Source organism: Roseburia sp. AF42-8 (genome assembly GCF_003435965.1).
GTDB lineage: Bacteria > Bacillota > Clostridia > Lachnospirales > Lachnospiraceae > Roseburia_C > Roseburia_C amylophila.
Genome location: NZ_QTVB01000018.1, coordinates 1 through 17546, shown reverse-complemented (window position 1 = coordinate 17546; position 17546 = coordinate 1). Strand labels below are relative to the sequence as shown.

Below are 17546 nucleotides of genomic sequence, written 5' to 3'. Positions count from 1 at the left end.
CAGGAGATAAAACATGGATCCCTTACAATTAGTAGAGTTATTAAGAGGACACAGAACTTATATTCAGACACATAATTTTCCAGATCCGGATGCGATTGCCAGTGCCTTTGGCTTACAGCATTTTTTAAATTACCATGGGATTAAAGCAGATATCTGTTATGATGGTAAGATTGAACGCCTGAGTACAAGAAAGATGTTTGACACATTTCATATTGATATTTTGTCTAAAGAAGATTTGGATGATATGAAGAAAGAGGACTATATTGTTACCGTAGACTCCCAGAAATATAATGCGAATCTGACCGATTTTATCGGGGATGAGGTGGCATGTATTGACCATCATCCGACAGTAATTGCCTGTGAATATGCTTATAAAGATGTGCGCCGTGTAGGAGCCTGTGCCACAATGATTGCAGAGTATTTTTATCTTACCAATACACCAATGAGCCGGGATGTGGCGGCAGCACTGGCATATGGCATCAAGATGGATACGGATGACTTTGTCCGTGGTACAACAAAGCTTGATGTGGATATGTTTGCATACATCTATCCAATGGCAGATGTGGAAGAGTTAAAGTCCATGTATGTAAATGTAATGGAGTTTTCTGATTTAAAAGCATATGGTGCGGCAATCGATAATATCCACATTTATGATGATGTGGGATTTGCATCGATTCCGTTTGATTGTCCGGATGCGCTGATTGCAATTATTTCAGACTTTATTTTATCTCTTGATGTAGTTAATATTTCCGTGATTTATGCAATCCGTTCTGACGGCATTAAGTTTTCTGTCCGTAGTGCATTAAATCATGTAGATGCCGGAAGAGTTGTAGCAAAGGCATTAGCAGATTATGGAAATGGTGGCGGACATCCGGCAATGGCTGGCGGTTTCATTCCAAAGAAGAATATGGAAAAGTTGGAACCGGACCGGGATTATAAATTAGAAATGCTGTTCTTAGAGCAGATCAAGGCAGAAGAAGGAAGGTAAGATACCATGGCAGAAAATCAGGTGAAGATAACCTATCATATTTATCTTGAGGCAGAGGATGTATCCCAGTCGAGAATTTTATCCAGTACCTCTTATGTAAAGAACTTATTTAAAAATTGTGGCAATCATTATTTTCAGGGTGTAGATTTTGATGATGAAAGTGATTTGGATGACTTTACCCTGCGTCTCTTTGTGGAGCAGGAAATCTTAGAAGAAGAGTGCAGCGTAGAGGCAGACGCAAAAGACTTTCCGGCAGATATGGCAGAATTCTTGGATAATATAGCCCAGGCACATTCTTTCCTTGATATGGAAGGTGATTTTACCGTGGAATATCAGGGCGAGAAAGTAAGTTTTAAGTTTGCTTCTGAAGCAGGAGCAGATTACTGTGACTTTGAAGAAATCGAAGAAGCATAAAAATTCATAAGTAATTTCCTGTAAAGTAAGAAAGAGAAAGGCAGTATGAAGAGCAGGTGCAATTCATACCGCCTTTCTTTATTTCCTCTTTAAGCAGAGCTTCTCAAAACTTCCAATCAGCTGATAGAGCAGCATGGCAATGAGACAGAGAATCAGAATCGATAAGATGACCCAGTCTAATTTAAAAACCTGGCTGCCATAAATAATAAGATAGCCTAAGCCTTTTTTTGCTGCAATAAATTCACCGATGATAACACCAACCAGACAAAGACCGATGTTGACTTTCATAATAGAAAGCAGGGTGGGAACACAGCCCGGCAGCATAATTTTAAACATGACATCATTACGGGTGCCGCCTAATGTCTTTATCAGAAGAATCTTTTCTTTATCCATATCACAAAAAGCAGTGTAAAGACTCAGAATAGAGCCAAAGATAGCTACGGACATACCGGTGATGATAATGGTCTTGTAATTGCCGCCCAGCCATACAATCAGCAGTGGAGCCAGCGCGGATTTTGGCAGGGAATTTAAAACCACAAGATAAGGCTCTAAGGTTTCGGATAAGGTTTTGGAAAACCAGAGGATTGCAGCAATCAGTAATGTTAAAATAATAACAAAGAAAAAGCTGCTTAAGGTTTCAAACAGGGTGATTCCAATGTGATAAAGGAGCTTCTGACCGGTAATCATCTGGTAGAAGCAGATGATAAGTCTGGTGGGACTGCTGAAAATAAAGGGGTCGATTTTTCCATATTTCGCACAGAGTTCCCATTGCAATAGAAAGACAACAAGAATCAGGATGCGACAGATTTTTATTTTAAGCCGATGCCTGCGGCATTGCCGTAAATACATAAGCTGTGCAGAGGATGGGTTATTCATTTTGATTAAATTCCTTCCATATTAAGTTAAAATAGGATTTAAAATGGCTGTCATTTCGTTTCTCTAAAGGCGTAAGACCAGGCTCAAAGGATATGGGTATAATGGAGCGGATTGTGCCCGGCCGGTGGCTTAAGACAATAACACGGTCTCCCATGGAAATTGCTTCGGATAAATCATGGGTTACAAGAATGGCGGTTTTATGTTCCTGCCGCAGAATGGTACCGATGTCATTGCTGACATTAAGGCGGGTCTGATAATCTAATGCCGAGAAGGGTTCATCTAAGAGAAGCAGCTCCGGGCGAAGTACCAGGGTCCGAATCAGGGCAGCCCGCTGCCGCATGCCGCCGGAAAGCTCAGAAGGACGTTTTGCAGCAAAATCGGCAAGTCCATAAGTTTCTAACAGCCGGCTGGCATAAGCAAGATTTTCCGGTGTCATTTTGTGCTGGATTTCCAGCCCTAATTGGACATTGGATGCGATGGTACGCCACTCTAAGAGATGGTCTTTCTGGAGCATGTATCCCATATTTAAGATATCCTTTGACTGCAGGGGGTGTCCCATGAAGGAAATGCTGCCGCCGGATGGGACAAGGAGACCGCAGATAAGGGATAAAAGTGTTGATTTGCCACATCCACTGGGACCTACAATAGCAACAAATTCTCCATTGGATAAAGTAAAACTGATATTGGACAGAGCCTTGGTTTCGCCGTCTTTCGTATGATAAATATAATCTATATTGGACAATTCAAGGATGGAGCACATGGTATTCACCTGATAGAAGTTTATAGGATAATATATGTGAAAAAATGAGATTGGTCACCCGGATTGACAGAAGAAAAGGATAGATTATAATAGGAACAGAATCGACAGAAATTTTGAATGGGAAAGGTAAATGCGATGAAAGAAAATTACCAGAAAATATTGGATGAAACGATTGCCGGATTAGAAGAAAGAGGAGAAGTTCCGAAACTTTTACTTCATAGCTGCTGTGCACCCTGCAGTTCTTATGTATTAGAGTATCTTTCCAACTATTTTTATATTACGGTGTTGTACTATAATCCCAATATTTATCCGGAGGATGAATATTATCACAGAGCAGCGGAGCAGAAACGCTTTATTAAAGAATTTCCGACGAAATATCCTGTCACCTTTGTGGAAGGAAATTTTGAACCGGAGCGTTTTTATGAAACAGTAAAAGGTTATGAAAATATCCGGGAGGGTGGCGAACGGTGTTTCCGCTGCTATGAATTAAGACTGCGGGAAGCGGCAGAGTATGCGAAAAAATTAAATTGTGATTATTTTACGACAACGCTGTCTATCAGTCCCATGAAGAATGCTGCAAAGTTAAATGAGATTGGAGGAAGGCTGGCTGAAGAATATGGCATTCCCTATTTATATTCGGATTTTAAGAAACGGGATGGCTATAAGCGTTCTACCGTAATTTCGGCAGAGTATGGCATGTACCGGCAGGATTATTGTGGCTGTGTATTTTCGAAGCGGGAGCGGGAAGAACAGAAAAGAGAACGTGCGGCGCAGGAAAGTGAGCAGACAGTACAGGAGTGATTTCTTCTGGTTGTCATTTTATGAAAAATAAGGTATACTTTCAGAAGTTAGTTATGGATTTTTGTTTAGAATAAGTACGGACATCCGTATGGAAAGAGAGGATAAAAGAGTGGCACAGTTATGGGGTGGACGCTTTACCAAAGAGACAGACAAGCTCGTTTACAATTTTAATGCGTCTATATCATTTGATCAGAAATTCTATAAACAGGATATGGAAGGCAGCATTGCGCATGTGAAAATGCTTGGAAAACAGGGCATTTTAACAGAGAAAGAAATGCAGGATATTGTAGACTGTTTAAAAGAAATCTTAAAAGAAGTAGAAGAAGGAAAGCTTATTATTACCGATGAATACGAAGATATTCACAGCTTTGTAGAGGCAAAACTCATTGACCGTCTGGGAGATACCGGTAAGAAATTACATACCGGACGAAGCAGAAATGACCAGGTTGCACTGGACATGCGTCTTTATACCAGACAGGAAGTATTGCATACTGACAAGCTGGTAAAAGAACTTCTTGAGACCATTCTTAAGATTATGGAAGAAAATACCGAGACGATTATGCCGGGATTTACCCATCTTCAGAAAGCACAGCCGATTACACTGGCACATCATATGGGAGCTTATTTTGAGATGTTCCGCCGTGACAGACTACGCCTGCAGGATATTTTTAAGAGAATGAATTACTGTCCGTTAGGTTCCGGTGCCCTGGCAGGAACTACTTATCCATTAGACCGTGAATATACTGCAGAATTACTTGGTTTCTATGGACCAACCTTAAACAGTATGGATGGCGTATCAGACCGTGACTACTTAATCGAATTTTTATCTGCATTATCAACGATTATGATGCATTTAAGCCGTTTCTCAGAAGAAGTTATCATCTGGAATTCCAATGAATATCAGTTTGTAGAGATTGACGATGCATACAGCACCGGAAGCAGCATTATGCCACAGAAGAAAAATCCGGATATTGCAGAATTGGTACGTGGAAAGACCGGAAGAGTGTATGGTGCACTGATGTCATTGCTTACTACAATGAAGGGAATTCCCCTTGCGTATAATAAAGATATGCAGGAAGACAAGGAGCTTTCCTTTGATGCCATGGATACTGCAAAAGGCTGTCTGGCACTCTTTAACGGTATGCTCGCAACTATGAAATTCAATAAAGAAAAAATGCATGACAGTGCCAACAAGGGATTTACCAATGCGACAGATGCAGCAGATTATCTGGTAAATCATGGCGTTCCTTTCCGTGATGCCCACGGTATTGTAGGAAGAATCGTGCTTTATTGTCTGGATAAGAAGATTGCCATTGATGATATGTCATTGGATGAGTTAAAGGCAATCTGTCCGGTATTTGAAGAAGATATCTATGAAGCAATTTCCATGGAAACCTGTGTTAATAAACGTCTGACTGTTGGTGCGCCTGGTAAAGACGCAATGGAAAAAGTCATTGCATTGCATAAGGAATATCTGTCAAAGGACTGGCAGGATGAGTTGAATCTGCCGGAAGAGGCGTAGAAAATAAGTAGCTTATTTTAAAAAATTGGTACATATGTATAAGAAAAATGCAATTCACTTAGTAATTTTTGATAAATTGTGAATTGCATTTTTTGTATAAATAGGATAGTATATTTATCAGAAAGACAACTGTTCGCGATAGACGAACATAAAAACGTGAGGAGAAAAAGAAATGAGCAGCAAATTAAAAGTCGGTATTTTAGGTGGAACAGGAATGGTAGGTCAGAGATTTATCTCTCTTCTGGAGAATCATCCATGGTTTGAGGTAACTACAATTGCAGCAAGCCCAAGAAGTGCAGGAAAGACCTATGCAGAAGCAGTTGGAGATCGTTGGAAAATGGATACTCCAATGCCGGAAGCCGTTAAAAATATTGTAGTAAAGAATGTTAATGAAGTAGAAAATGTTGCAGCAGAAGTTGATTTCGTATTCAGTGCTGTAGATATGACTAAAGATGAAATTAAAGCAATTGAAGAAGCATATGCTAAGACAGAGACTCCTGTTGTTTCGAACAACAGTGCACACAGATGGACACCGGATGTTCCTATGGTAGTACCTGAAATCAATCCGGAACATATGAAAGTAATCGAATTCCAGCGCAAGAGACTGGGAACCAAGAGAGGATTTGTTGCAGTAAAACCAAACTGCTCCATCCAGAGTTATGCTCCTGTTCTTACAGCATGGAAAGAGTTTGAACCATATGAAGTAGTAGCAACTACCTATCAGGCAATTTCCGGTGCCGGAAAAACCTTTAAGGACTGGCCGGAAATGGTTGGAAATATTATCCCATACATCGGTGGAGAGGAAGAAAAATCCGAAAAAGAGCCACTTCGTATCTGGGGTGAAATCAAAGATGGTGTCATTGTACCTGCTACATCACCGGTTATTACCTGCCAGTGTATCCGTGTTCCGGTATTAAACGGACATACAGCAGCTGTATTTGTTAAGTTCAAAAAGAACCCTACAAAAGAGCAGTTAATCGAAAAATTAGTAAACTTCAAGGGTGTTCCACAGGAATTAAATCTTCCAAGTGCACCAAAGCAGTTTATCCAGTACTTAGAAGAAGACAACAGACCACAGGTTTCTATGGATGTTAACTATGAAAACGGTATGGGAATCAGTGTTGGACGTCTTCGTGAGGACACCGTATATGATTGGAAATTCGTAGGATTATCCCACAATACCGTACGTGGTGCGGCTGGTGGAGCTGTTCTTTGTGCAGAACTTTTAAAAGCACAGGGTTACATTACCGCAAAATAAGCAGCAAAATATGTAACAAAATGAAGATAGAAAAGTCATATTGCAGGAAAGCAGTATGGCTTTTTTATCGTTTTGGCGTTGATAGAAAAATTAAAATGTGATATTATTTTTGTTAGAGTGACTTCTTAGAATTAGAAATTTTGGAGGATATTACCAATGATGATTCAGACATCCGAATTAAAAAAATTAGAAGAGGTATATGGACAGTCCGGCAATCAGATTGTTCTTTTATATGGAAGAGATAACTGCCAGAAAGAGCAGTTGATAAAAGAATTCTGTAAGGAGAAAAAGTTTTTTTACTATCGCGCCAGACAGGCATCCGAAAGGGAACAGGTTTTGCAGATGGGGCAGGAAGTGGAAACAAAATACGGAATTCGTCTGACACGCTATAGTTATGATGAATTCTTTAACCGCATCAAGAGTGGAGACCCGACCAAGCTTGTGGTTGTTATTGATGAATTCCAGTATATTGCCAGAAAAGATGTTGGCTTTATGAACAGCATTCTGAAACTGAAAGCAAAGAAATTATATCCGGGTCCTGTTATGATTATTCTGACCAGCTCTTCACTGGTATGGGTAGAGGAAGACTGCAGAGAAAAATATGGTGAATACTTAAAGAAGGTAGACGCAGCCATCCGCATGGAGGATGCGACATTTCTTGATGTGGTTCGACATTTCCCGGAATATGGAACCAGTCAGGCAGTGCAGGTCTATGGAATTATTGGAGGTGTGCCGGGTTATCTTACACGCTGGAATTCCAAAAAGAGTATTAAGGAAAATGTCTGTCGGCATATTTTGTCTCCGGATGGCTTCCTGTTCCATGAGGCAGAAAATTATATCAGCATTGAATTAAGAGAACTTTCTGTATATAATACAATACTTGCAGCATTGGCTTCGGGAAATAATAAGCTGAATGACCTCTTTTTAAAGACAGGCTTCTCCAGAGCAAAAATCAGTGTCTACATGAAGAATCTGATGGCATTTGATGTGGTAGAAAAGGTGGTTTCCTTTGATACCGGTGGCTGGGAGAATACGAAAAAGGGTGTTTACCGCATTGCCAATACTTATGTGAATTTCTGGTTCCGTTTTGTCTATCCACATTTATCGGACTTATATATGATGACACCGGAAGAATTTTATGATACTTATATTGAAAAAGATTTAGATGACTATATGAACCGTTATTTTGTCAAGGTCTGCCGGGAATATCTGACTTTATTAAATCGTATTGGTAAACTTCCGATTGACATTCACCGGATTGGAACCTGGGTTGGAAAGAAGGGCAATATCGATATTGTCGCCCAGAACAGTGTCCGTGAGAGCATTGTCGGAATCTGTAACTGGTCAGAGCCTTATATGACCCGCTCGTCAGGTGAAGCATTGCTTGATAATCTGAAACAGGCAAAAATTTCCGCAAAATATCTTTATATGTTTTCCGCACAGGAATTTGCAGAGGATTTAAAACAGATGGCAGAAGAAGATAAAAGATTTGTCCTGATCGATATGAAGGAATTATAAAGTGCCGGAAAGCTAAAAATGACAGTAAAGTCAAATGATTGAAAAAGACAAAATAATAGAAATGGCACAGAAATTGGAGGAAATAACGGTTGGGTAAGTCGTTAATTATCACGGAGAAACCAAGTGTTGCCCGGGAATTTGCACGAATTCTTGGCGTATCCGGCAGAAATGACGGATATATCGAAGACAGTCACTATGCTATTACCTGGTGTGTTGGTCATCTGGTGGAAATGGTATATCCGGAAGAATATGATATAAAATATAAGAAGTGGAAGTTAGAAGACCTTCCATTTCTTCCGAAAGATTATAAATATAATGTCATACCATCTGTAAGCAAACAGTATGACATCGTACATAAGCTTTTACACCGGGAAGATATTGATACCGTTTACTGGGCAGGCGATGCCGGAAAAGAAGGACAGACCATTGAAGAGAATATCCGGCGGTTCGGTGGAGTCCGTGAAGGTATGAAAGAGCTGCGGGTATGGATAGATTCGCAGACGGAGGAAGAAATTAAAAGAGGAATTGCTGAAGCAAGACCAATGGCGGATTATGATAATCTTGCTAATTCCGGGATTATGCGTACCATTGAAGACTATGCCATGGGAATTAATTTTTCCCGTGTCATGTCTGTAAAATATGGAAATCTTTTAAATGATGCTGCAGGAACCAAGTCCTATACTGCAATTGCAGTTGGCCGTGTCATGACCTGTGTACTTGGCATGGTTGTAATCCGGGAGCGGGAAATCCGTAATTTTGTAGAGACACCATTTTACCGGGTAGTGGGAAATTTTTTTGATGCAGAGATAGAAGGCGAATGGAAAGCAGTAGAAGGTTCTTCTTATTATGCGTCTCCGTTGCTCTATAAAGAGAATGGATTCAAAGAAAAAACACATGCAGAAAAGTTAATTGAAGATTTAACTAATAAAACAGCGGTTGTAAAAACAGTAGATAAAGGAATTACAAAGAAACGTGCACCGCTTTTATTTAACCTGGCGGAGCTGCAGGCAGAGTGCTCGAAAAGGTTTAAAATCAGCCCGGACGAGACGCTGCAGGTAGCACAGGACTTATATGAAAGAAAGCTGACTACTTATCCGAGAACAGATGCAAGAGTATTATCTTCTGCCGTTGCAAAAGAAATCAGTAAGAATATCAGAGGACTCCGTTCCTTTGAGCCGGTTGCACCTTTTGTACAAAATATTATGGAACATGGTTTATATAAAAATATCGGAAAGAGCAGTTATACCGATGACAGTAAGATTACAGACCATTATGCTATTGTTCCAACCGGACAGGTCAATGAATATAAGTCGCTGACGGAATTGCAGAAGCGGGTCTACGAGCTGATCGTGCGGCGTTTCTTAAGTATTTTCTATCCGCCGGCACAGTATCAGACGGTAAAACTGACCATCGGAATTGAAAAGGAATCTTTCTTTGCCGGAGCAAAAGTATTAAAGGTTCCCGGATATCTTGAAATTGCCGGAAGACCGGATACCAAAGAAAAACGGGAAAAGGAAGATGGCGACGGAGAAGAAAACAATCCGAAGAACAGCGCAGCATTACTAAAACTTGCAGATAGTCTCAAAGAAGGAGATACCGCAGAAGTAAAAGAATTTCTGGTAAAAGAGGGAAAGACTTCTCCACCAAAGCGTTATACTTCAGGTTCCATGGTGCTTGCCATGGAAAATGCGGGACAGTTAATCGAGGAAGAGGAATTAAGAGAACAGATTAAAGGCTCCGGAATTGGAACCTCTGCTACAAGGGCAGAAATCATCAAGAAGCTGGTGCGTATCGGCTACCTTGCTTTGAATAAGAAAACACAGGTGCTGACGCCGGAAGCCTTAGGCGAGATGGTTTATGAAGTGGTGAATATGACTGTTCCGGCACTTTTGAATCCGAAGATGACCGCTTCCTGGGAAAAGGGCTTGGATGGCATTACCCAGGGAACGGTTCCGATGGAAGATTATCGGGAGAAGTTAGAGGAATTTATCCGGAAAGAAACAGTTTCCATGATAAATGAAAATCTCACCAGCCAGATTGCCGGTCAGATTCGTCCATTGGCTGGCAGCAATGCCAAAGATATGAAGGCAAGGGTTAAAATCGGAGCAACCTGTCCGGTCTGTGGCGGCGAGATTGAGACTACACCTTTTGGTTATGGCTGCTCGAATTATAATAAAGATGGCAGTGGCTGCCGTTTTGCTATTGGTTCCATCGCCGGAAGAGAGCTTAACGATGAAGAAGTAAAGCAGTTATTAAGCGAAGGCAGAACCGGAGTCTTAAAGGGATTTACTTCGAAGAATAAGAAGAAGTTTTCTGCCTGCCTTGTGATGGCAAAGGATGAAGAAGGAAAACCGAATATAACCTTTGATTTTTCACAGAATGAGCCGGAGACCATAGAGGGCGTAAGTTGTCCGTTGTGTGGCGGAGCAATAGAAATAAAGCCATTTGGTTATGGCTGTGCCAATTATAAAGCGGAAGATGAGGCTGGCTGCCGGTTTGCCATTGGCAAAATAGCCGGGAAAGATTTAAACACCGCCCAGGTGAAGGAGCTTCTGACCAATGGAAGAACCGGAACGATTCGTGGATTTACTTCAAAGAATAAGAAGAAATTTGATGCCTGCCTGATGCTTGGAGAAGATGAGAATGGAAAGAAAGTCCTGAAATTTGATTTTGAGCATGTGGAAGCAAAGAAGGTAAAAGATGTAAAATGTCCACTGTGTCAGGGTGATATTGTGCAGACGCCATTTGGCTATGGCTGTGCCAATTATGACAGAAACAAAGAGGACAGCTGCCGTTTCTCAATCGGTAAAATAGCCGGAGTAAAATTAAAGGAAACTCAGGTAAAAGCACTTTTACTGACAGGAAAGACGGAAATTATAACAGGATTTAAGTCTAAGAATGGCAAGAAATTTGATGCACCATTGAAGCTTACCGAGGATGGACGCATTGAATTTGACTTTCCGGAGCGTCCGAAACCGGAAGAGACAAAAGTAAAATGTCCAAAGTGTGGGGCATTGTTAAAGAAAAGCCAGTGGTACTATGAATGTGACTGCGGATTCCGGGTGAACCGTTATGTAGCAAAGGTGGAACTGGCTGAAGAAGTATTAGAAGAGCTTTTTGCAAAAGGATATACCGCTAAAAAAATAACCGGATTTACTTCGAAAGCAGGAAATGTATTTGATACCTGTCTGAAGTTTGAAGAGGATGAAATCCGTTTTGATTTTGACCGGAAACCGGAAGAAGAAAGAGAGGAAGAGAAAGATGGAACAGTGCAAAATCAGTAATATGTATACATTAGAGGAGACAATCGCAAAGGATTATCTTGCACAATTTACTTATCCGTGGGAGGCACTTGCCGGAATCGGAGATTATATCAAAGAACTGGGAAAAACATTGAATCCGGATGTTTATGAACAGAAGGGTGAGGATATCTGGGTGGCAAAATCCGCTGTCGTGGCACCGACAGCATGTTTAAATGGTCCTTTAATTATTGATGAAAATGCTGAAATACGACACTGCGCATTCATTCGTGGAAATGCAATTGTCGGAAAAGGAACGGTGGTAGGCAATTCTACCGAGTTAAAGAATGTCATTCTTTTTAATTCCGTGCAGGTACACACTATAATTATGTGGGAGATTCTATTTTAGGATACAAGTCACACATGGGAGCAGGTTCCATCACATCCAATGTAAAATCCGATAAGACACTGGTGGTAGTAAAATCTGCTGATGAGAAGATGGAAACCGGACGTAAGAAATTTGGTGCCATGTTAGGAGATTTTGTAGAGGTCGGCTGTAATTCCGTATTGAATCCGGGAACGGTCATCGGACCACATACCAATATTTATCCGCTTTCCCCGGTACGTGGAGTAGTTCCGGCGCATTCTATTTATAAGAATAAGAATGAAATTGTAAGTAAAGCAGAAGGTTAAACGGATGGAAATTTACCCGCAGAAGTTACCTGCGGTAGCTGCTTGCAGAAAAATGACAATAGAAAATTAAGAAATGAATGGTTGACAAAAACAGCTGTATGCATTACTGTATTAATTAAGTAATACATACGGCTGCTTTTTAGTTGGACGAGAACTTTGAAAAGAGTGTTTCTCGCAGTATATACGGGAAGCTTACAAAGAGTGTTTCTCGTGAATTTTGGAGGGTGAAAATGTTAGAAGTACAAGAGCTTACTAAGAAATATGGAAAGAATGTAGCAGTGGACCATGTCAGCTTTATGGTGCAGGATGGTCAGGTCGGTATCCTGCTTGGACCAAATGGTGCCGGAAAATCAACCATTATAAAGAGTATTGCAGGACTCCTTCGTTATGAAGGCGGTGTTGGTATTAATGGAATGAAGGCAAGAAGCCTGGAAGCGAAGAAAATATTTGGCTATGTACCGGAGATTCCGGCAATGTTTGAAGCGCTGACGGTGCGGGAGCATATCGAATATGTGAAGCGGGCATATAACAGTGACATTACAGAGGAAGAAATAGATGCACTGCTGACACGTTTTGAACTTCTGGATAAACAGGAGAAGCTGGGAAATGAATTGTCCAAAGGAATGATGCAGAAGGTCAGTATCTGTTGTGCACTTGCTATTCATCCAAAGGTTGTGATGTTGGATGAGCCAATGGTTGGACTTGACCCGGCAGCCATAAAAGAACTGAAAGAAGTTGTGCTTGAGTTAAAAGAGAAAGGCTGTACCATTCTTATCAGTACCCATATGCTTGAAATGGTAAAAGATTTGTGGGATGTGATGTTTGTAATGGAACAAGGGAAAATTATAGCAACATTTAACAAAAATGAAATTGCGGATAAAGACATAGAAGAACTGTTCTTTGAAGTGACAGAACCAAAGACTGGTGGTGAAGAACATGAGTAGTCTTTCCTTTGTTTTTTCCCAGACCATTAAGAATAAAGTGAAGCGGAGCCTGAAACGGCCACAGACTTTTCTTGCACTGGTATTTGTTGTTTTATATGCAGCATTGGTATTGTATGGACTTGGTTCCATGTCTGTCGATTTCGGATTAAACAGCCCGGAAGGAATTGCAACTGTTTTATCCGTACTGATGGTTATGATTGTTCCGGCAAATCTGATTTCCTATATCAAGAGAAAAGGACTGTTGTTCCGCCCGTCAGAAGTACATTTTGTATTTGCTGCACCGGAAGAACCGAAGAAAGTTATTCTTCATGCCGGAATGAAGCAGTTCTTAACCAATTTTATTGTTGAACTATTTGTACTGGTACTTGGAATTGGTGTATTTGGTGTTACACCATATAAGATGATTTTATATTTCCTTTATGCTGGTGTACTGGAAAATATTTTAGAGGGAGCGTTAATGATTATCTGCTATGGAAATGAAACACTTCCTAAACAGTTCTTTACCGTACTTACCTATATTATGTATGGAGTAATGGCAGCTTTTGCACTGGTGGCAATCTACTTTGTTTCGGTGAAAGGCATGCAGTTATCTGTGTTTGTGGACTTAATCCAGCTTCCGGTGGTACAGCTGATTCCGATTATAGGCTGGGAAATTGCATTGATTCAGCTTATTATTATAGGTCCTGCAGGAATCAATGTGGTGGCAACCGTACTTCTTTTAACCAGTACTGTTTTTCTGGTACTTTATGCGAAAAAGATGAAGTGTACCGGAGAATTCTATGAAGATGCTGCAAAATTTGCAGAAGATTATGATGACCGGATGAAACGCTCGAAAAAGGGCGAGGTTGTAGTGGGAAATGGCAAGAAAAAGTATTTACGGAATGTAAAGATGGCTTATAAGGGAACTTACGCTAAAGCAATTTTCTACCGGCAGGTATTAGAATACCGTAAAAACCGTTTCTTTATCTTTGGCTGGAATTCGGTGCTGTTTCTGGTTATAGGTGTGGCAATTGCGGTTGTTTCTTATTATAATAAAATTTCCAGCCAGCCTTTTAAAATGTTTGTAATTCCGGGCGTCATTGCCTATGTTATCTTTATTTTCAGCGGTTATAAGACGAAGTGGTCGAAGGAACTGGCAAATCCATACACCTATCTGATTCCGGACAGCAATTTTAAGAAAATGTGGTATGCCACCAAAATGGAGCATATCCGTGCGCTGATTGACGGACTTCTGATTACGCTGCCGGGCAGTATCGTAATGGGACTTCCGGTGTCTTACATGATTTTGACCGTCATTTTATATATGTGCCTGAATGCTAATAAGCTTTATATGAATATGCTGGCAGATGTCGTGATAGGGAAAATGTTTGGAGAACTGGGCAGAACGATTCTTCGGATGCTGTTCCAGGGACTGGTATTATGTGTCGGAATCATTGTGGCAGTAGCAACGGGAGCGTTCATTTCTGTGACTGCAGGATTTATTATGATGATAGTCGTTATATTCCTGCTGACACTGGTTGGAGCAATCGGAGCATCCTTTGCATTTGAGCGGATGGAGGCATTAGATTAACAAATTGAGAAAATTAAGGGGCATTTCCTGTAAAAAAGACTGGACGAATGTCAAAAAATGTGAGAAAATGAGGGCGGTGTGTTAAATGTATAACAAAGTTTAACATGATATATATTTCATATCGAAAGGAGTCTTATAATGATTTACACGAAGGAAGTCGAAAACATGTGTCCTGTTGCCAAGGGCGCAAAACATGAGCCAGCTCCAATTCCAGAAGAAGGAAAATGGGTTCATTCCAAAAAAATTGAAGATATTTCAGGATTTACACACGGTGTAGGCTGGTGTGCACCACAGCAGGGTGCCTGCAAGCTTTCATTAAATGTAAAAAATGGTGTGATTGAAGAAGCACTGGTTGAGACAATCGGATGCTCAGGTATGACACATTCAGCAGCAATGGCAGCAGAGGTCCTTCAGGGAAAAACAATTCTTGAAGCATTAAATACTGACCTTGTTTGTGACGCAATCAATACAGCAATGAGAGAATTATTCTTACAGATCGTTTACGGACGTACTCAGAGTGCATTCTCTGATGACGGACTTGCAGTAGGTGCTGGTCTGGAAGATTTAGGAAAAGGACTTCGTTCCCAGGTTGGTACTATGTACGCAACAAAGGAGAAAGGTGTTCGTTACTTAGAGATGGCTGAAGGTTATGTAACAGGCATCGCTCTTGACGAGAACAACGAAGTTATCGGATATCAGTTCGTTTCTCTTGGAAAAATGACAGACTTTATCAAAAAAGGTGATGACCCTAACACTGCATGGGAAAAAGCAAAAGGCCAGTATGGTCGTGTAGCTGATGCTGTTAAGATCATTGACCCAAGAGAAGAGTAAGAAAGGAGAGACGAAGATAATGGCATTATTTGAAGGATATGAAAGAAGAATTGACCAGATTAACACTGTATTAAACAGCTATGGTATCAGCTCTATTGAAGAAGCTGAAAAAATTACAAAAGATGCTGGACTTGATGTATATGATCAGGTAAAGAAAATCCAGCCTATCTGTTTCGAGAACGCTTGCTGGGCTTACACTGTAGGTGCTGCAATCGCAATCAAAAAAGGATGCAAAAGAGCTGCTGATGCTGCTGCAGCAATCGGTGAAGGTCTTCAGGCATTCTGTATTCCAGGTTCTGTTGCTGACCACAGAAAAGTAGGTCTTGGACATGGTAACCTTGGAAAAATGTTATTAGAGGAAGAGACAGAGTGCTTCTGTTTCTTAGCTGGACACGAGTCTTTTGCAGCTGCTGAAGGTGCAATCGGAATCGCTGAGAAAGCAAACAAAGTACGTCAGAAACCACTTCGTGTTATCTTAAACGGACTTGGAAAAGACGCTGCACAGATTATTTCCCGTATCAACGGATTTACATTTGTTGAGACACAGTATGATTACAAAGCAGCAAAACTTAATGTTGTATATGAAAAAGCATATTCTAACGGACTTCGTGCAACTGTAAAATGTTACGGTGCTGATGATGTTCAGGAAGGTGTTGCAATCATGCATCATGAGAATGTTGGTGTTTCCATTACTGGTAACTCTACCAACCCAACACGTTTCCAGCATCCAGTAGCAGGTACATACAAGAAAGAATGTATCGAGCAGGGTAAGAAATACTTCTCTGTAGCATCCGGCGGTGGTACAGGACGTACCCTTCACCCAGATAACATGGCTGCAGGTCCTGCTTCTTATGGTATGACAGATACTATGGGACGTATGCACTCTGATGCACAGTTTGCAGGTTCTTCTTCCGTACCAGCTCACGTTGAGATGATGGGCTTAATCGGAATGGGTAATAACCCAATGGTTGGTGCTACAGTAGCAGTTGCCGTTTCCGTAGAGGAAGCAGCAAAAGCTGGTAAATTCTAAATAGAAAGCTTGATTTTATAGGCTTTTTGGAGACTTCCGTTTAAATTAAGACGGAAGTCTCTTTTTATATTCTCATATTAAAGGAGGTATCTAAATAGCTCCGCGTCAACATTTTTTTAGTTTGTTGGCGCAAAATAATGAAAAATTACGGTTCGTTGACGTGAGAAGAAATACTTTGTATTTTTGTTGACGCGAAAAAATACTTTGTTAAATTTTTTAGCCTCGCAGGTCATAGATTTCAAAGAGTCGATTTATTAGTATTACTTATATATTCATTATGTGGAAGGAGAATTATATGAGTGAGATTATGGTAAGAGAACGTTTTTTGAGGTCTGGCAAAAAAGTATATGAGTATTCATTTGAGATGGCAAGTGTTGATGGAAAAAGAAAGCGTAAATCAAAATCTGAATTTGCTAGTAAAAGGGACGCAAGAATAGCTGGAAGAAAAGCATTATCTGAATATGAAAATGTGGGACAGGTAATGGTAGATAGGGATATTTCATATGCTGATTTTGGGGATTTATAGATGGAAAATGATTGTAAACTGACATGTAAGGAAAGTACATTATATGGCTATGAGAAAAAAACCTTCTAGTTTAGAAATAGAAGGACGATCGATGGATATGCAAATGCATGAAATTTATAGTGAACAAATTGCCCAACAATTAATCCAAAAAGCATATATTCCGTTACAAGGGGAAGTGACTTTTGAGGACGTAAAGAATGGATATGAACGATATTTTAAAAACCCAAATAAAGGGACAATTGTAGAATATGAGGATTATGTATACATTAGTAGCTGGACAAGAAAAAAAGAACTTTTTGATAATGCATTGCATACGGTTTACAATGAATTAAAATCATGGCCAGAAGAAAGATATTTTGTACGAGATGGTGGTTTTAAAAATTGGATGTTGGAATTGGAAAAAAGCTAGTAATCATGAAGTATTAGAAGCAAACTATAGAATGAAATTCGAAAAATATAAAATTGAAGAATTAAAATCATGGCCAGAAGAAAGATATTTTGTACGAGATGGTGGTTTTAAAAATTGGATGTTGGAATTGGAAAAAAGCTAGTAATCATGAAGTATTAGAAGCAAAC

15 protein-coding genes and 1 pseudogene are annotated in these 17546 nt (G+C 40.2%); 14 read left to right on the top strand and 2 right to left on the bottom strand.

Annotation, left to right across the window (positions count from 1 at the left end):
• Positions 1-13 precede the first annotated feature (13 nt).
• Both DW059_RS09115 and DW059_RS09110 read left to right on the top strand, forming a co-directional pair.
• Positions 14-988 carry a DHH family phosphoesterase gene (locus DW059_RS09115; protein WP_117698569.1) on the top strand — a complete coding sequence of 325 codons (975 nt, stop codon included), beginning with the start codon at positions 14-16 and terminating at the stop codon, positions 986-988.
• A gap of 6 nt (positions 989-994) precedes the next feature.
• Positions 995-1402, top strand: a complete 408-nt coding sequence (locus DW059_RS09110; protein ID WP_022243212.1) for a hypothetical protein — start codon at positions 995-997, stop codon at positions 1400-1402.
• 78 nt (positions 1403-1480) lie between these two features.
• Here the strand turns inward: DW059_RS09110 and DW059_RS09105 are convergent, their stop codons facing one another.
• Complete coding sequence (locus DW059_RS09105; RefSeq protein ID WP_117698568.1) at positions 1481-2278, bottom strand: ABC transporter permease; 798 nt, start codon at positions 2276-2278, stop codon at positions 1481-1483.
• Positions 2271-3038 (bottom strand): ABC transporter ATP-binding protein, encoded by a 768-nt coding sequence (locus DW059_RS09100; RefSeq protein WP_117698567.1) that lies wholly within the window; start codon positions 3036-3038, stop codon positions 2271-2273. Before DW059_RS09100 ends, DW059_RS09105 begins: the two co-directional genes overlap by 8 nt.
• Before the next feature lie 117 nt (positions 3039-3155).
• Between DW059_RS09100 and DW059_RS09095 the strand changes: the two genes are divergently transcribed.
• The 12 genes and pseudogenes from DW059_RS09095 to DW059_RS09040 all read left to right on the top strand — a co-directional run bounded on the left by DW059_RS09095 (position 3156) and on the right by DW059_RS09040 (position 17379).
• On the top strand, positions 3156-3839 hold the full coding sequence (locus DW059_RS09095; protein WP_117698566.1) for an epoxyqueuosine reductase QueH: 684 nt from the start codon (positions 3156-3158) through the stop codon (positions 3837-3839).
• Between the two features lie 109 nt (positions 3840-3948).
• Positions 3949-5361 (top strand): argininosuccinate lyase, encoded by a 1413-nt coding sequence (argH, locus tag DW059_RS09090; RefSeq protein ID WP_117698565.1) that lies wholly within the window; start codon positions 3949-3951, stop codon positions 5359-5361.
• Positions 5362-5533: 172 nt separating this feature from the next.
• Positions 5534-6619, top strand: coding sequence for an aspartate-semialdehyde dehydrogenase (asd, locus tag DW059_RS09085; RefSeq protein WP_117698564.1), 1086 nt, complete (start codon positions 5534-5536; stop codon positions 6617-6619).
• Positions 6620-6775: 156 nt separating this feature from the next.
• On the top strand, positions 6776-8137 hold the full coding sequence (locus DW059_RS09080) for an ATP-binding protein (RefSeq protein ID WP_117698563.1): 1362 nt from the start codon (positions 6776-6778) through the stop codon (positions 8135-8137).
• Between the two features lie 89 nt (positions 8138-8226).
• Positions 8227-11421, top strand: coding sequence for a type IA DNA topoisomerase (locus tag DW059_RS09075; RefSeq protein ID WP_117698562.1), 3195 nt, complete (start codon positions 8227-8229; stop codon positions 11419-11421).
• A pseudogene (locus tag DW059_RS17615) lies at positions 11399-12069 on the top strand (UDP-N-acetylglucosamine pyrophosphorylase). The gene DW059_RS09075 and the pseudogene DW059_RS17615 overlap by 23 nt, the downstream one beginning before the upstream one ends.
• A gap of 230 nt (positions 12070-12299) precedes the next feature.
• Positions 12300-13013: an ABC transporter ATP-binding protein gene (locus DW059_RS09065; RefSeq protein WP_117698561.1), complete on the top strand. Its 714-nt coding sequence runs from the start codon at positions 12300-12302 to the stop codon at positions 13011-13013.
• Entirely contained in the window at positions 13006-14583 is a 1578-nt protein-coding gene (locus DW059_RS09060; protein WP_117698560.1) for a putative ABC exporter domain-containing protein, read from the top strand. The genes DW059_RS09065 and DW059_RS09060 overlap by 8 nt, the downstream gene beginning before the upstream one ends.
• Before the next feature lie 138 nt (positions 14584-14721).
• Positions 14722-15414 carry an iron-sulfur cluster assembly scaffold protein gene (locus DW059_RS09055; protein ID WP_022243201.1) on the top strand — a complete coding sequence of 231 codons (693 nt, stop codon included), beginning with the start codon at positions 14722-14724 and terminating at the stop codon, positions 15412-15414.
• 19 nt (positions 15415-15433) lie between these two features.
• A complete protein-coding gene (locus tag DW059_RS09050) occupies positions 15434-16444 on the top strand; it encodes a GGGtGRT protein (RefSeq protein WP_117698559.1) in 1011 nt (336 codons plus the stop codon).
• 295 nt (positions 16445-16739) lie between these two features.
• A complete protein-coding gene (locus DW059_RS09045) occupies positions 16740-16970 on the top strand; it encodes an Arm DNA-binding domain-containing protein (protein ID WP_117698558.1) in 231 nt (76 codons plus the stop codon).
• A 43-nt stretch (positions 16971-17013) separates the two neighbouring features.
• The gene (locus DW059_RS09040) at positions 17014-17379 is read left to right on the top strand and encodes a hypothetical protein (protein ID WP_117698557.1); all 366 of its coding nucleotides are present in this window, start codon (positions 17014-17016) and stop codon (positions 17377-17379) included.
• Positions 17380-17546: the final 167 nt, after the last annotated feature.

Excerpts from the sequence above, each read along its gene's own strand:
- DW059_RS09105 (WP_117698568.1), bottom strand. The coding sequence starts at position 2,278 with ATGAATAACCCATCCTCTGCACAGCTTATGTATTTACGGCAATGCCGC.
- DW059_RS09060 (WP_117698560.1), top strand. The coding sequence starts at position 13,006 with ATGAGTAGTCTTTCCTTTGTTTTTTCCCAGACCATTAAGAATAAAGTG.
- asd (WP_117698564.1), top strand. The coding sequence starts at position 5,534 with ATGAGCAGCAAATTAAAAGTCGGTATTTTAGGTGGAACAGGAATGGTA.
- DW059_RS09045 (WP_117698558.1), top strand. The coding sequence starts at position 16,740 with ATGAGTGAGATTATGGTAAGAGAACGTTTTTTGAGGTCTGGCAAAAAA.
- DW059_RS09040 (WP_117698557.1), top strand. The coding sequence starts at position 17,014 with ATGGCTATGAGAAAAAAACCTTCTAGTTTAGAAATAGAAGGACGATCG.
- DW059_RS09050 (WP_117698559.1), top strand. The coding sequence starts at position 15,434 with ATGGCATTATTTGAAGGATATGAAAGAAGAATTGACCAGATTAACACT.
- DW059_RS09100 (WP_117698567.1), bottom strand. The coding sequence starts at position 3,038 with ATGTGCTCCATCCTTGAATTGTCCAATATAGATTATATTTATCATACG.
- DW059_RS09055 (WP_022243201.1), top strand. The coding sequence starts at position 14,722 with ATGATTTACACGAAGGAAGTCGAAAACATGTGTCCTGTTGCCAAGGGC.
- DW059_RS09065 (WP_117698561.1), top strand. The coding sequence starts at position 12,300 with ATGTTAGAAGTACAAGAGCTTACTAAGAAATATGGAAAGAATGTAGCA.
- DW059_RS09110 (WP_022243212.1), top strand. The coding sequence starts at position 995 with ATGGCAGAAAATCAGGTGAAGATAACCTATCATATTTATCTTGAGGCA.
- DW059_RS09095 (WP_117698566.1), top strand. The coding sequence starts at position 3,156 with ATGGGAAAGGTAAATGCGATGAAAGAAAATTACCAGAAAATATTGGAT.
- DW059_RS09080 (WP_117698563.1), top strand. The coding sequence starts at position 6,776 with ATGATGATTCAGACATCCGAATTAAAAAAATTAGAAGAGGTATATGGA.
- DW059_RS09115 (WP_117698569.1), top strand. The coding sequence starts at position 14 with ATGGATCCCTTACAATTAGTAGAGTTATTAAGAGGACACAGAACTTAT.